Source organism: Acinetobacter sp. 2JN-4, assembly GCF_003687745.1.
GTDB classification, from domain to species: domain Bacteria; phylum Pseudomonadota; class Gammaproteobacteria; order Pseudomonadales; family Moraxellaceae; genus Acinetobacter; species Acinetobacter halotolerans.
In genome coordinates this window covers 76,941-92,159 of record NZ_RDNY01000002.1, presented here as the reverse complement: position 1 = coordinate 92,159, position 15,219 = coordinate 76,941, and the positions used below count along the sequence as shown (strand labels likewise).

The window sequence follows — 15,219 nt, the reverse complement described above, 5'->3', positions numbered from 1 at the left end:
AAAGTTTTACCTTTAAGCACTTTTTTGTTGTAAACCGCTCTATATTTTAGTGTACTAAGCTTCTGTGCGAGATATTGTTCAGCACTTAACATTTCATTCTTATTCATTTGTATTAAAACTATTTTGCTAAAGTATTTACGGCAAATATATATAAGCGAGGCTAACAATTTTTTAAAAAAATTCAAATTCAATCGTAAATCTCAAAATGTTTTAACCTCAATTTTTCTGCAAATTGTCCCGAACTGATATAAAAAAACCGATGAATGACTAAACTTGACATTGTGTATTGTCAAATTTGTGCTTTAATAAACTCATAGTTTCTACTAGGTATAAAAAAAATGGAAAAGCAAGTTGATGTTCTAATTATTGGCGCAGGAATCTCTGGGATTGGCTCTGCTGTGCATATTTCTAAAAACTGTCCACAACGTAGTTTTGAAATCTTAGAGCGTCGTGAAAGTTTTGGTGGAACTTGGGATTTATTCCGTTATCCAGGGATTCGTTCTGACTCTGATATGTCAACTTTTGGTTTTAATTTTAAGCCATGGGCGAAAGAAAAAGTTTTGGCAAGTGGGCCAGAAATCAAGGGTTACCTTGCTGAAGTTATTAACGAATTTAAGTTAAAAGAAAAAATTCATTTTGGTCATCGTGTCCTTTCTGCAAACTATGATTCTGCTAAGAAAAAATGGTTGGTTGAAATAGAAGACAGCAACAAGAAAAAACAAACTTGGTCAGCAAATTTTGTAATGGGTTGTACTGGCTACTACAATTATGATCAAGGTTATGCACCAACATTTCCTCATCAAGAAGATTTTAAAGGTCAATTGATTCATCCACAGCATTGGCCAGAAAATTTAGATTATAAAGGTAAGAAGGTTGTTATCATCGGTAGTGGTGCAACAGCTATTACTCTCGTTCCTTCAATGGTGAAAGGTGGAGCAGGGCATGTCACGATGTTACAGCGCTCACCCTCTTATATTGCAAGCATTCCTTCGATTGACTTTATTTATGAAAAGACCCGTAAATTTATGTCAGAAGAAACTGCATATAAATTTACCCGTGCACGTAATATCGGGATGCAACGTGCAATTTATGCACTTGCACTAAAACATCCTAAAACAGTACGTCGTTTATTGTTGAAAGGTATTGAATTACAGCTTAAGGGTAAAGTAGATATGAAACACTTTACACCTAGCTACAATCCTTGGGATCAACGTTTATGTGTTGTACCTGATGGTGATTTGTTCAAAGCACTGCGTGAAGGTCAAGCTAGTGTTGAAACGGATCAAATTGAGAAGTTCACTGCGAATGGCGTATTATTGAAGTCTGGTAAGCACTTGGAAGCTGATATTGTCATTTCTGCAACAGGTTTAGAAATTCAGATTCTAGGTGGTGTGAAAGGTTCGATAGATGGTAAACCAATGAATACCTCTCATCATATGCTGTATCAAGGTGTGATGGTCAGTGATGTTCCGAATATGGCGATGATCATTGGTTATATCAATGCATCTTGGACTTTAAAAGTGGACGTTGCTGCTGACTACATTTGTCGCTTGCTCAATCACATGGACCAGAATGGCTTTGACGAAGTCATTGCTTTGGGTAACCAAGCAGATTTGATGGAAGATACTGTAATGGGGAGCTTATCATCAGGTTATATCGCACGTGCAGCTGATGTGATGCCTAAACAAGGTCGTCGTGCACCTTGGAAAGTAACTAATAACTATCTGGCTGACCGTAAAGAATTGAAAAATGCGAAATTTAATGATGGCGTTTTACAATTTAGTAAACGTGACGAGCAAGCAGGTCGTAAACCAAAATTAGTGTCGTAACGGCTGAACTGTAGTTCCAAAAACCCTATGTTTTTACATAGGGTTTTTTGTTTAAATGTTGAATGGATATTCTTTAAATAATTTAAATATCGAGTATATTGAGCACATTAAAAAAATTGATTAGCAAGGGAAGTGTGATGAAGCAAATACTAATTTTGGGGACTTTATTATTGAGTACTTTAACTTTTGCAAATGATGTAAAGCAAAAAGAAGCGATTGCACAGAAATTGGTTTCCATTGATGGAACAGAGCAAGGCCTGCAAAGTACCGACAAAATGATTTTAGAGCAAATTCGGATGCGTTTGCCGAAAGATATACCAGAAAGCTTTTATGTGGATTTAGTTAAAAACTTAAATAGTGAACAAAGAAAGCAGTTTATTGTTCAGCGCTATGTCGAAACGTTTAGCCAAAAAGAGTTACAAGCTGCATTAACCTTTTATCAATCTACTGAAGGAAAAGTCTGGGCGACGAAAGCCAGTGAAGTAGGGAGTGAGGTTGCACATTTCACCACACAATATGCACGGACCGCTTTAAATACTACCATGCAACAACATATAGAAAACCCGACGGTGAAACAATTAATGGCAAGGATGAATCCCTCTGCTGTTCAACCAGCTGAAAAGGTTGAGCAGAAGTAAATAAAAAAGGAATAGCGCATTAGCACTATTCCTTTTTTGGGTTACATAGGGATTATAAAGTACGTGAAATAAGTTCTTTCATAATTTCATTGGTGCCTGCATAGATACGGTTTGCACGATTGTCGATATAAGCACGTGCAATTGGATATTCCAGCATGTAGCCATAACCACCATGTAATTGTAAGCATTCATCGACAACCTCTGAGAACATGTCAGAGATTTTGTATTTAGCTGCTGCTGCTGCATCAACGCCTAAGTTTTCTTCTAACTGTAATTCCATACAACGATCTAGATAGGTACGGCAAAAATCAATTTCAGTCCGTAACTCTGCCAGTTTAAAACGAGTGTTTTGGAACGTACTAATCGCTTTGCCAAATGCTTTACGGTCTTTGGTATATTGCACTGTATGGGCAAAGGCTGCTTCAGCACCTGCTTGGCAAATGATCGCAACCAGCATACGTTCCCACGCAAGCTCTTTCATCAGCATCATGAAGCCCATACCTTCCATACCAAGAAGATTTTCTTTGGGTACACGCACATCATCAAAGAACAATTCACAGGTATCTTGACCTTTCATACCGATTTTATTTAAAGGTTTACCTTTACTAAAACCTGCGCGGTCTGCTTCAACAATAATCAAAGATAAGTTGGCTGAACCTTTTTCATTGTTGCCAGTTTTACAGACGACAATAGCCATGTCACAAAGATAGCCGTTGGTAATAAAGATTTTAGAGCCGTTAATCACATACTCATCGCCATCAAGCACGGCTGTGGTGCGAACGGCTTGTAAATCTGAACCTGTTCCAGGTTCTGTCATCGCAATCGCTGTAACGGCTTCACCTGTTGCCATTTTCGGTAGCCATTGTTGCTTTTGCGCGTCATTTCCAAAGTTATTGATATAGTTGGCAACAATATCTGAATGCAAGGAGAATCCTGTGCTTGAGTCCATCGCATAAGCTTGTTCTTCAATCAGAATCATGCTGTATAGTCGATCTACACCTGAGCCACCATATTCTTCAGGCATCGTGGTACAGAGTAAGCCAAGTTCACCTGCTTTATTCCACAAATCTCGATCGACATGTTGTTGTTGCTCATATTTTTCAATATTTGGAACAACTTCTTTTTCATAAAACTTACGGACGGTTTCGCGAAATGCTTCGTGATCTGAAGTAAATAGTTTACGCGGTAACATATTTGGAATTGGACGAATAGCACCTGATTGCATTTGTTATTTTTTCCCTAGTCTATTGGATTTAAAATGATCCTTATCACGATACAAGAAATCGAAAATATTGAACAATGTGATCAATGCTCAATTTGATTGATGTATTTGGTCACTTGAGAAAAATCTCTGCGAACTTTATGGGGGGATCGAGTACACTATGGGGAAATTGTTGCGTATTGGAACAAAGCATGTCTGAAGAAATGACACTGGAAGAACGTAAGGTAATTTATCGTGCACGTCGGGGATTAAAGGAAATCGATGTGTATTTTGACCCTTATGTTAAAAATTACTATCTCAGTGCAGATGTCGCGGAAAAAGCATTATTTGCAGAGTTGGTCGACCAAGAAGACCCTGATTTGCTAGATTGGTTTATGGAAGTCGGGGAGCCACCGCGCACCGAGTTGAAAGATTTTATTTTAAAATTAAAACACTATGTACATGGCTAGCCGTGTTTTTGAGTTGCAATACAGTCGATTTGCTATTGTTTTGCAACTCTTTACTTTTATTATCATTATAAGTTTATTATATTCTTTTCTCTCTATATTCTTGTGGTTGCTCAGCGTTGTTATTATGGGAGTGGCTTGGTTTATCTTTCAAAAGAAACCTCAAATACAGCATTTTGAATTTTTAGATGATCAAGATTGGATATTCTGTTTTCATCATTTCCCCCAGTCTATTCAACGCAGAACAATTAGAAAAATGATCGATCATCAATGCTATATCGTGATCTATTTTGATGATCCTTTGCATCAACCCTGTATTATTTGGTGGGACCAGTTATCAATTTTACAATGGAAAAACCTGAAGATATTAGCAAAACTTGTTTGATTGTTAGACAATTGTGCAGTTGTATATTTTTATTAAAATAATATTATTCAAGTACTTATCTGTTTTTTACCCTCATGCTATCTAAATTGTTAGATTAAATACTCTAAAAAATCATGAAAATTATGATTGTCAGACAATATGCCGATCAAGTTGGATGTGTTTTGGTTAAAGTACAAACACCAACGTAAAGTATGGTGGAGGTCCAAAATGATGGAAATTCCAACATGGTCGTTTCTGGTGATTGCAGTCATTTTTGCAATTGTAGTAGGAAGAGCAGGAACTTTACTCAGGGAACTTCTTGAGTCACATCAATCTAAGATTGGAGTGAACAAGAGAAAGAGATTGAAGGTGTCATCAATATATCATACTCCCATGAATATTGATGATGAGCGCCAATCTAGTGTCTATCAAAAGTAGACACAAAAAGTGTAGGAGGTCTCTATGGAGATTTCAATGTGGATGTTTCTAGTAATTGCAATTGTTATGGCGATTGTTGTAGGAAGAGCTGGAACGTTACTTAAGGATTATTTTCAACAAAACTAAAATGTAAAAAGTTTCACGATTTTACCAGTTAATAAGTAGCATGTGCTGAACCGTCGCAATGCTACTTTTTTTTGCCTGAAATTCCTGTATTCCCAAATATCTGTCAATTCATTGTTCTGTGAAGTGTGTCAAGATATCTATGTCAAAATTAGAGCAATTACTCTTTAACTCGAGTATGGCATCTGATAAGGTACGATTAAAAGGAAAATAAATTAATTAGAGGACAGGAAGTATGTCTAGACTGCATAAAGTTGGACAGGGCGTGGCGGTTGCGTTTTTAACAACATCAATGTTAACAGGGTGTTCATATGTGATTAAAACTGGGGCAAATGTTGCTTTAGGTTTTGGTGAAAGACATATTGTACCGCCAATTTTAGCAATGGATGATGCTGAAATGGTGTGTAACTCGGGGAATGCTTTAACGCCAGCTGTGATGTCGACCAAAGAGATGGGAGCCGATCCAACGCGGATGGCGGTATTGTTGTATACAGCATCTGGTGTTTGTGCTGAAAATCAAGCATTAGAAGCAGAATTACGTTATTTGCGAGCAGCAAAAGCAGGACAAATTACTGAAGCACAAGATGCACGTATTGAGCAAAAACGTTGGGCAGCGATTGCGGCTCAACGTCAATATACCAGTTATCAGCTTTTCGCAAACCGCTGGGAAACGAAATATAAATATAAATTAGGCGATTCCTGCCCAACTATGCGTAATGATCTCGATCAAACGGTGTATTTGCTAGGGATGGTAAATGGCTTACAAGCAATGACCAATGATATTAATTCTGGTGGCTCAGTCAATGTACCTAAAGATATCGCAGGGATTGTTGAGCGTGGTATGGCATGCTTGGATAATGAAAAATATTGGGGCGCGCCAATGGCGACCCGTGCAGTGATTTGGACTTTATTACCTGGCGCTGGTGATGGAAAACCTGAACCTTATGCAACCATGAAAGAGTCAATGCAAATTGGCGAGAAAAAGGGTGTTCGTCTAGCGCATGCTTTATATGCTGTTGCCGCTCAAGCGAGTGGTGATGATGCGAAACTGCGTGATGCATTACGTTCTTATGCGGCAGCTTCGGGTGAAGATAAACCTGCAAACCCTCAATTTAGATTAGTTGACCAAATGGCTGGCTTGATGGTGCGTGGTATCGCAGACCGTTACTGGACTGAAAATACGGGTGTAAGAGCGAGTGATGAAGGCTTATCTTCATTCTGGGATGATGAGAAAGAAAGTTCATCAGAATTAGATGCATTATTCGATGGCGATGAATAATCATCTGTTCCAACAGGAAGCCTGTTGAGTAACTTGAATTAAACGGCCTTTTACAGTTCTCGATGAACAAAGTATTTATGATTTGTGAATCGTAAAAGGTCTGTTTTTGAAGAGGTGTAAATAAATGAAAGATCAAATATGGATACGGAAAGTCATTTTGATCGCTGTATGTATTTCAATATCAGCGTGCTTACAAGTCTTTTCTGATCATTTCATTTATTGGAAACCGAGTTTACTTGATGAGTTCTGGCGTTTGTGGACTGCGCATTGGGTGCATGTTGGATGGATGCATTTTTTGCTGAATATGCTGGCATTTGGATGTTTACCGTTTATTTTTCCTCATGTACTTAATCGGCATTTATGTGCGCTGTTATTGATTCTACCGCCATTTATCAGCCTAATTTTTTATTTTTATTTACCTTATATAGATGCGTACGCAGGATTATCAGGCGTTCTGCATGGTTTATATACTGCAGTAAGCTTGGTGTATTTGCAGTATCCAAAGGAACGTAAGTTTGCCATTTTGGTGTTGGTTTTGGTTGCTGTAAAGTTACTTTGGGAAAACACTTTTGGACAAGCAGGCACAGCTCAATTAATCGGTAGCCCCGTGTTAACAGAGGCCCATTTGATTGGTGCAATTGGTGGTGTCTTAAGTGGTTTAGGTTATTTATCTATAAATGGAAAAGGTAGAGCACAGGCAAGTTGATAAAAACAACCTATAAAAAATTGATTGTAGCCATTCTTTTTTGAAAAAGATTGCTGCAAATTTAAGCGGTTTAAAAGGGACTGGTGATTCAAAGGGTAAATTCATTTATCTATCAACCATGGATATCGCATGATTCAACATCTTTGGATGGATGTTGATAACAATAAATTGGAATAGACATGCAAAATGATCAAGAGAAAAAGTCTGGATTAGGTCTGCTGAGTTATATCTGGACAGAGTGGATATCGACCTTTGTTGTTCTCGTTTTACTATTAATGACGCTCGTTATTGGTACTGGTGAGATGATTCATGGTCAGTTATTGCGTATGGGGGAACGTTTATATGGCGATCCTAATACGGGTATGCAATATTCTTTTCTACGTGCTGAACCGACGAAACCAACCTGTGATACTAATCCGAATATAGATGCGCAAGTTCAAGAGCAGATGAAGATCAATGCTGCGGATGAGTTTGCCAGTATGTTTGGTGTTGCATCAGAATCAGATGTGCGTTCGTCATTGCTTGCTGCAAAGCAACAGTGTGAAGAAAAATATCAATTCTATGATAAAGCAATGGCACATATTGAAGCCAATCCAAGCGTCCGAACCTATCGAAATATTGAAACCTCCTTTTTTGGTGTTTTTAAATTTGGTTCTGAGAATCGCGCTTTATTTTTAGTGATTATGGTTTTATTTGCTGCAATCAGTGCGACGATAAAATCACATCATATTGGTTTGCGTAGTCCAGCGACCAAAATTGATTTCCGTATTTATAACACTGCGATGTTGTTGGGTAATGCTTTACTCACATACTCAGTGATCAGTCAATATAATTCTGTTTTGAATTCTGGTGTGCCTTTCGCCTCAGGAATGAATATTATTTATTGGCTTTGGATGATTTTATTTGGGGTACTCACGTTAATTAGTTTATTCCATTTAGTGAAGTCACCAGCTCCGACACGTGAAGGTGGAAACATTGGTTTGGCCTTCCTCAGTATCCCATTGTATGCATATATGGCGATTATTACTGGGATTGCATTTACATTCTTTATGGATTATCCGATGGGACAAGGGATTTACCTTGGTCAATTGGTTGAATTCGCAAATATCTTCTTAAATCTTGCCTTGTTTATTTGGGCAGGTATGTTGCTTAAGCAAACACGTATTGTCGATTTATTCTTAAATATTTTACGTCCGTGGAACTTAGCTCCTGAAACCTTAACATGGTTGATTTTGATTGCAGCTGCATTGCCAACGGCTTATACCGGTGCATCTGGTATCTTCGTTATTGCCGCTGGTGCAATTATTTATAAGGAAGTTTGGAATGCGGGTGGTCGTCGTCAGTTTGCTTTAGCGGCTACGGCATTATCTGGTTCGCTTGGTGTGGTGTTACGTCCTTGTTTATTAATTGTAGTTGTCGCGTCTTTAAACAAAGAAGTCACGACTGACCTACTATATAAACATGGTATGTATGTGTTCCTGTTAACATCTACATTATTCTTGGTGATTGCATTATTCTTTGCTGAGCAAAAATTCCGTATTGCTCCTCCAAAAATTGCTTTACCGAAATCATTACGTGCATTCGTTCCTGTAGCGCCGTATATCGTGATTTTTGTTCTGATTTGGTTGTTCTATAAGCATGCATTATCAACTGAGCTGAATGAATTTACTGCACCTGTCATGATGCCAGTGATTCTATTGATGATGGTCTTGTTTGATAAGTTGCGTAAAGAACCTGCACCACTTGCGCCTGTTGGGCATTGGGACAGTACTTTAAACACCTATACAGCACCATCAGATGGTTCTCAACCAGTACCACCAGTGAATCCAGCGGATGACCCACGTAATCCTGAACGTCACGTCCCATTTGGCAAAGCATTACATACTTCAACGACAGAAACCGTTGGACATATTGGTGCGTTAGTTATTTTAATGGCACTTTCAGTCAGTGTCGGTGGTTTCCTCGAACACATTGAGGTTATGGAAGCTTTCCCTCGCGACATCAGTAGTATGTTTGTGGTGATTTCCTTAGTTGTAGTGTTTATGGTCTTGGTCGGTATGATCATGGATCCATTCGGCGCAGTTATTCTTATTTCCGCAACTGTTGCGCCTGTGGCTTATCAGTACGGTATTGATCCTGTCCATTTCTGGATGATTGCATTGACTGGCTTTGAGTTGGGTTATGTCACACCACCTGTTGCTTTAAACCATCTATTGGCACGACAAGCGATTGGTGATGAAGAAGTTATGGCCGCTGATGCAGAAGTGAAACATCTGTCGTTCTACTATCGATATGAGCGCTGGATTTTACCGTTACTGGTGATGGTTCCTGCGATGTTAATTATTGCGTACGTACCGTATTACTTTAAGTTGTTCGGTTGGTATCATTAAGTAACTAATTAAAAAAAAGCACCTTCGGGTGCTTTTTTTATGCACTGAACAATATACAGATTTGTTCTGTTGGTTATTTAATTGGGCTTAAGGGGGGATTCCCCATAACAAATATCATTCCATCTCATGTGCTACTTCACTGGCTTATTTTTGCTTTTGTATGAATGGGCTGCATAAAAAGATAGCAATCAAAATAAAACTGAAACCAATTAAACTATATATATCTGGTGTTTCTTGCCAAAGAAAAAATCCCCAAATCCCTGCAAAAATGATCGCCATATAATTCACTGGTGCAATCTGACCAGCAGGTGCAAGGCGATAAGCGTGTGACATAAAGATTTGGCTGGTATTGGCAAGGATACCTGCACTGATTAGAAAAAATAACTCTTTGATTTGATAGGGACGCCAAACCCAAAACATAGGAATCACAGAAAGGCACGAACCAATCAAGCAGAAATAAAACACAATTCGTTCAGGTGGTTCTGTCCGAGTCAGTGCTCGTACGGTGACAAATGCCAGTGCAGCAAATAGACTTGATGTCATCCCAACTATAGCAATCCAGTTCAGCAAGCCTTGATCAGGTTTGGCAACGAAAAATACACCAATGAATCCTAAAGCTGCGGCACAAAGCATCGCTGCTGTGATTCGTTCTTTTAAAAATAACCATGCGATGAGTGGAATGAAAATCGGGGATGAATAAGTAAATACCATTGCATTGGAGAGTTTTAGATGTGCAATGGCATAGAAAAAACCATACATTGCTGCAAGCCCGACCAAACTACGCCATGTATGCATCCATAGTTTTTCTGTTTTTACAAAAGCTAAACCCTGTTGAAAGATAAAGGGGACAAACAGAATGAGTCCAACGATGTTACGGAAAAATACAATGGTGTAGTTATCAACTGTATGGGAAGCATAGCGAATACAGATCCCCATCACCGAGAATAAAAGTGCAGAGAGCATGAGACATGCAATAGCCAGAATCAGACTTTTATCTTTTTTGATTGCATTCATCTTGAAGGGTAGATCACTATCATGATTGTATTGATGAGAAAGGTTTGGATAATAAAACTATTCTGATTGGATGAGGATAATTTCTTATCAAATTGACTGAGAATAAGGAACTAAATGGATTATAAGTCTTATTGTTTAAATAATTTACTTTTTTATATAGAGTCTTCGTTGTTGCGTGTATAGGTCTTGATATTGCAAATAATATCAAGACCTATATGACTAATTTATATCATTCTTTTTCTAGAATAAGCCATGTAGACATAACCTAAACCAAAAATTGCGGGTGGGGTCGTCATCGCTGCAATTTGAAATGCAATTTGCGTCGTATAGAAGAAGGTGAAGAAATACCAATTGATTAATATAAATATTGGTAAGACTGCAAAGCTAATTACATGGATAAGCCATTCACGATAGGCAATCCATCTTTTCTGATATTTATTCAAAGACAGCATCGTGACATATCCAATGAAGGTCATGACAATTAAAGACATGATGATGTAGAAAAATGCATCAAAAGTTTTGAACAAATCAAAGTAAAGATACGTGATAAACATATATAACAAGCAACTGAGTATTAAACCTAAGTTTAAGAAAGGGGAGTAATGATTCAGTTTTGAAGGAGGTGAGCACAAAGTTTGCTTACGAAAATCCGTTAGACGAGAAACAATAATGGCCGCAGGAGTAAGTAAATATCCAAAAATCAATGCACTATATAAATTTGATAACTCTTGAGTCATGTTTGGAATTTGACCGATAAACAACCACTCTAATCTTAAAACAGGTGCTGACAGTAAAGCGCCAAAATTAAAAATCATTAATGCTTGGTGTGCCAGGACGTCTTTTTTTATGATGGCCCATACGGCGAGATATAGACTGAGCAAGGTTCCTATTGCCAATAGCCATAGTGAATAGTGGAAACCAATTCCACTGAACGTATCCACAGCAGATGTATTGATCAAATACATAACAGAGCCAATAACTGTAATTGTAACAACAATAACTTGGATTCTGCCCAGAATTTTATGTCGTTGTGGATACCGAATTCTGTAGGGTTTATAGAATTGATGTATGGCAATAAGAATTGAGAGTCCACCAAAGATGGAATGAAAGAGCATAGGAACACGAGATTTTGTATACGGTATAGCTTGCTCGATTTCAGCCGATCCTACACCAAGCGCATGTTGCTCACCAACAAACCATACAAAAAAATTATCCCACAACCGAGGACTATCTGAATAAAAAAATTTGGCAAAATATTCCATCGACATGGGGGCATATATCACTACAAATATCAAAAGTAGAAAATATAAAATCTTGTTAATTCTCTTTTTTTGAATGGTATTCATTAATAACCGACCTTGTTACAATACTGCTTGGTCATTAGTTTATAACATATGTTATAACGAGTGTTATGTCATTGCGGGACAAAAGAATGCAGAAAAATGCAAGTCAGGATATGAAAGTTCGATTGCTACAGGCAGCAGCAAAAATGTTGGCGGAGGAGGGAGTAAAAGCACTTACTACTCGAAAAATCGCTACTGCAACTGGAACATCAACAATGAGTGTTTACACGCACTTTGGTTCTATACAGAACTTAGTCAGTGAAATGGTCAATTTTGGTTTTGCTCAATTAGACATGACATTAAATAAAACAACTCAACATGAAGATCCAGTAACTTATTTGGTTGGTCTTACACAAGCATATATTCAGTTTTCGAGAGAGAATCCACACCTATATGCAATCATGTTTGGCTGTGTTCATTTGGGGGAGTTACGCACTCAGGAGAGCAATGTTTTAAAAGAGAACTTATATACTTTGGAACGAATAGTTCAGGCGATTCAAGTAAGCATTGAACATAACAGATTTGGAGACAACGTTGCCTTTTTGCTTGCTAATCAATGGTGGACGATTGTGCATGGGTTTGTTTTATTAGAAACAGCAAAATATTTACTTCCTCCAAATGATGTCACTAAGGTATTGAAACCTTTGCTTCTCAATTTTTTTGTGGGACTCGGTGATCAGAAAGATCAAGCTTTAAATTCTCTAACTGTATATTTTTAAGCATCGTTGGCTTGAACTAAAGAAGCATTTAAAAGGGTAGCAATCATATTCAGACTCCCTATTTTTACAGTCGAAATAATAAGGGATGTGGAAAGAGGCCGGTATCATTTGGCGGAGAGTTGGTCGCTTGTAAAGTACAAAGCTGGTACTGGTTTTATGTCTCTATCGACGCAAATTGTTGGAGATAGTCTCTTGGTGTCATGCTGGTCTCACGTTTAAACATAGCACTAAAAGCACTTGGACTATCGTAACCTAAGTCTAAAGCAACATTTAAAACTGGCTTATTCATAGCTAAATCGATCATTGCCTGCATCACTTTTGCCTGTCGAACCCAATGCGAAAAATGTAAGCCAGTTTCTCTTTGAAAATGTCGTGCGAGTGTTTTACTGCTGATATGTAATTGTTGAGCAGTATCTTCTAAATTCCATTCTAAAGCTAAGTTCCCTTTAATCCTTTGGCACAATTGTTGGAGCTTTGGACTTTGAGGGTCGGGTAAATTGAATGCGAGTGCGGGTAAAATTTGTACTTCGTCTAAAATTAATTGAAGAAGCCTTTCATTACGGCTATTGGATTGAATAGCTGTCCGTATTTCCATGGCACTACTCATCAGTTCACGTAATAAAGCAGGCACTGCAACGACACGGCATTCATTGATTAAGCTTGTGCTGGCGGAAGTTTCAATAAAAACACCTCGCGCTTTCACATCACCACTACTGAGCAATGCATGTGCTTTTTGAGCGGGAATCCACACACCACGTCCAGGTGGAATAATCCAAATGCCTTCATGAGTCCGCACTCGGATAACACCTGTTAGAGTATGAATCAATTGGATGCGGTCATGACTATGCCAGTCTTCAATATGACCATGAGGATAGTTTTCCGAGAAAGCATAGACTGGATAATCTAAAAAACCATGTTTAAAGCTTTTCCCCATCTTACGTTAGGCCCTCAGATAAGTTGTCTTTTTTGCAATAGTTATTGTCTTTATATCGAGTAACTATAAGTTGATTATTTTTTAGCATAACTTATACGGCAATGTATAGGTTTTGATTATGTTTCAGAAGGCTTCTTTGTACCCTTTATTCGCTATCTTATTTTGGGCAGGGAATGTGGTGGTTTCTAAAATGGCAAGTCATGCCATATCACCTGTGGCGATTACATTTTATCGTTTAGTACTGGCACTTGCTGTGATGAGTACTTTTGTGCTGATCCCTGTCTGGAAAAATAGACAAACTATTCAGCAATATTGGAAGCAATTGGCGCTAGGTGGTTTTCTATCGGTGTCATTATTTCAGTTTCTGTCTTATCAGGCAGCAGCAACGACTACAGCCACCAATATGGCGATTGTGACCGCATTGATTCCTTTGCTAACCATGATATTAAGTAGTTTTATCCTTAAAGATAGAATCAGTTATGGCATGTTGTTTGGTGGGGCTTTATCTTTTTATGGGATTTTATATTTGCTCAGTCATGGTGATATTTCACAGATTTTGCAACAAGGCGTCCATCTTGGTGATGGTTTAATACTGATTGCTGCTGCGGGTTATGCTTTGTATGGGGTATTGTTGAAACGTTGGAAAATGCCAATACCCGCTTGGCAATCGAATTTCATACAATCTAGTTTTGCGATTTTATATGTATTACCTTTTTTTATCTTTTTACCCGATTCAGACAGGCTATTGAATCAACAGACGATTCCTTTGATTTTATATGCGAGTATTTTTTCTTCTGTCCTATTGTCTTATTTATGGATTGAAGGGATAAGACATTTAGGACCTAATAAAAACAGTATTTTTATGAATTTACTGCCGTTATTTACTGCAATGATTGCAGTGGTTTTATTGGGTGAGCATTTACAGGATTTCCATTATATGGGGGGTGGCTTAACGCTTGCGGGGATTTTAATAGCCCAAGCCATTCAGAAACCGATTCAGTTGAAACAACGTTCAGCTCAAGTTTTGGATTAAGGATGCGGACAAAAGAAAAGCTTTAACAGAAGTTAAAGCTTTTCTTTTTTAGGTTTTACTTTCTGCTGCGATTTGAGCTTCAAGCAGTTTAATTTGTTCCTCTTTCAGCTTGAGTAAAGCATCTACATCTTCGTGTTGCTGTTTTAAATCTTTTTGCTGATCTTTTAATTGATGGTGAATATCATCTAATTTAGCGATTTCTTCTTTGGCTAAGCTGTCATTGGTCGGTAATGGTTCCTTTATTAATGACTCTTGTACTAATTGAATCGGTGCATCAGCTTCGCTATCCGTCATTGTAGTGATTTCAGAGGCTGCGCTACTTACTTCGATTGGTGAAGCAATTGTTTCCTCAGCTATAGGTTGATCTGGGTTCGTACTTGGCTGTTGGTTTTTCTGTGCTAAAAACCATTGTATTGCAAAAAACAAAACCACAATAATGCTAATGCCAGCAATGATCATCCACAATAACTTGGCGTTTTTGGTTTGGTTTGGTGACGTCATTTTTTTAACCTTCTAGTCAAAATGACGAGGTTTGAACTGTATCACCCCAATTTCATCTGGCTCTGCGATTTCAGGTTCATCCACTTGAGTTGGCCGTTTCTCGCTATAAGCACATTCGATACATTCAATCCACTCGTCATCCACAGTCGTGATTTTAACTACACGATCTAACGCGCCACATTTGGGGCATTTTGCACCCGCGATGAACTGTCTTTTCATGTCAGTTAATATCACCCTGTG

16 protein-coding genes are annotated in these 15,219 nt (G+C 38.1%); 10 read left to right on the top strand and 6 right to left on the bottom strand.

What is annotated here, in order from left to right; genetic code table 11:
• The first annotated feature begins 338 nt into the window (after positions 1-338).
• Together EAH57_RS03285 and EAH57_RS03280 are read left to right on the top strand one after the other, a co-directional pair.
• The gene (locus tag EAH57_RS03285; protein WP_121928837.1) at positions 339-1,829 is read left to right on the top strand and encodes a flavin-containing monooxygenase; all 1,491 of its coding nucleotides are present in this window, start codon (positions 339-341) and stop codon (positions 1,827-1,829) included.
• Between the two features lie 137 nt (positions 1,830-1,966).
• Positions 1,967-2,467: a DUF2059 domain-containing protein gene (locus EAH57_RS03280; RefSeq protein ID WP_121928836.1), complete on the top strand. Its 501-nt coding sequence runs from the start codon at positions 1,967-1,969 to the stop codon at positions 2,465-2,467.
• A gap of 52 nt (positions 2,468-2,519) precedes the next feature.
• On the opposite strand, the gene EAH57_RS03275 is transcribed toward EAH57_RS03280, so the two are convergent.
• Positions 2,520-3,692: an acyl-CoA dehydrogenase family protein gene (locus tag EAH57_RS03275; protein WP_121928835.1), complete on the bottom strand. Its 1,173-nt coding sequence runs from the start codon at positions 3,690-3,692 to the stop codon at positions 2,520-2,522.
• A gap of 188 nt (positions 3,693-3,880) precedes the next feature.
• Between EAH57_RS03275 and EAH57_RS03270 the strand changes: the two genes are divergently transcribed.
• The 6 genes from EAH57_RS03270 (at position 3,881) to EAH57_RS03245 (ending at position 9,435) form a co-directional block, all read left to right on the top strand.
• Positions 3,881-4,138: a succinate dehydrogenase assembly factor 2 gene (locus tag EAH57_RS03270; RefSeq protein WP_121928834.1), complete on the top strand. Its 258-nt coding sequence runs from the start codon at positions 3,881-3,883 to the stop codon at positions 4,136-4,138.
• The gene (locus tag EAH57_RS16090) at positions 4,125-4,520 is read left to right on the top strand and encodes a hypothetical protein (RefSeq protein ID WP_121928833.1); all 396 of its coding nucleotides are present in this window, start codon (positions 4,125-4,127) and stop codon (positions 4,518-4,520) included. The genes EAH57_RS03270 and EAH57_RS16090 overlap by 14 nt, the downstream gene beginning before the upstream one ends.
• Positions 4,521-4,730: 210 nt before the next feature.
• Positions 4,731-4,937 (top strand): hypothetical protein, encoded by a 207-nt coding sequence (locus EAH57_RS03260; RefSeq protein ID WP_171063509.1) that lies wholly within the window; start codon positions 4,731-4,733, stop codon positions 4,935-4,937.
• Positions 4,938-5,295: 358 nt separating this feature from the next.
• On the top strand, positions 5,296-6,339 hold the full coding sequence (locus EAH57_RS03255) for a hypothetical protein (RefSeq protein WP_121928832.1): 1,044 nt from the start codon (positions 5,296-5,298) through the stop codon (positions 6,337-6,339).
• A gap of 124 nt (positions 6,340-6,463) precedes the next feature.
• The gene (gene rrtA, locus EAH57_RS03250; protein ID WP_121928831.1) at positions 6,464-7,045 is read left to right on the top strand and encodes a rhombosortase; all 582 of its coding nucleotides are present in this window, start codon (positions 6,464-6,466) and stop codon (positions 7,043-7,045) included.
• Between the two features lie 179 nt (positions 7,046-7,224).
• Positions 7,225-9,435 (top strand): TRAP transporter large permease subunit, encoded by a 2,211-nt coding sequence (locus EAH57_RS03245; protein ID WP_121928830.1) that lies wholly within the window; start codon positions 7,225-7,227, stop codon positions 9,433-9,435.
• 144 nt (positions 9,436-9,579) lie between these two features.
• Here EAH57_RS03245 and EAH57_RS03240 read toward each other — a convergent pair whose 3' ends face one another.
• Both EAH57_RS03240 and EAH57_RS03235 read right to left on the bottom strand, forming a co-directional pair.
• Entirely contained in the window at positions 9,580-10,449 is an 870-nt protein-coding gene (locus tag EAH57_RS03240; protein ID WP_121928829.1) for a DMT family transporter, read from the bottom strand.
• Positions 10,450-10,673: 224 nt separating this feature from the next.
• Positions 10,674-11,717, bottom strand: coding sequence for a DUF2306 domain-containing protein (locus EAH57_RS03235; RefSeq protein ID WP_171407366.1), 1,044 nt, complete (start codon positions 11,715-11,717; stop codon positions 10,674-10,676).
• 164 nt (positions 11,718-11,881) lie between these two features.
• On the opposite strand from EAH57_RS03235, the gene EAH57_RS03230 reads away from it, so the two are divergent.
• On the top strand, positions 11,882-12,511 hold the full coding sequence (locus EAH57_RS03230) for a TetR/AcrR family transcriptional regulator (RefSeq protein ID WP_165382347.1): 630 nt from the start codon (positions 11,882-11,884) through the stop codon (positions 12,509-12,511).
• A gap of 154 nt (positions 12,512-12,665) precedes the next feature.
• Here the strand turns inward: EAH57_RS03230 and EAH57_RS03225 are convergent, their stop codons facing one another.
• A complete protein-coding gene (locus tag EAH57_RS03225) occupies positions 12,666-13,445 on the bottom strand; it encodes an AraC family transcriptional regulator (RefSeq protein ID WP_121928826.1) in 780 nt (259 codons plus the stop codon).
• A 118-nt stretch (positions 13,446-13,563) separates the two neighbouring features.
• Between EAH57_RS03225 and EAH57_RS03220 the strand changes: the two genes are divergently transcribed.
• A complete protein-coding gene (locus EAH57_RS03220; RefSeq protein ID WP_121928825.1) occupies positions 13,564-14,478 on the top strand; it encodes a DMT family transporter in 915 nt (304 codons plus the stop codon).
• A gap of 48 nt (positions 14,479-14,526) precedes the next feature.
• Here EAH57_RS03220 and EAH57_RS03215 read toward each other — a convergent pair whose 3' ends face one another.
• Together EAH57_RS03215 and EAH57_RS03210 are read right to left on the bottom strand one after the other, a co-directional pair.
• The gene (locus EAH57_RS03215) at positions 14,527-14,979 is read right to left on the bottom strand and encodes a hypothetical protein (RefSeq protein ID WP_121928824.1); all 453 of its coding nucleotides are present in this window, start codon (positions 14,977-14,979) and stop codon (positions 14,527-14,529) included.
• Between the two features lie 12 nt (positions 14,980-14,991).
• A complete protein-coding gene (locus EAH57_RS03210; protein WP_004672960.1) occupies positions 14,992-15,198 on the bottom strand; it encodes a YheV family putative metal-binding protein in 207 nt (68 codons plus the stop codon).
• Between the last annotated feature and the right edge of the window lie 21 nt (positions 15,199-15,219).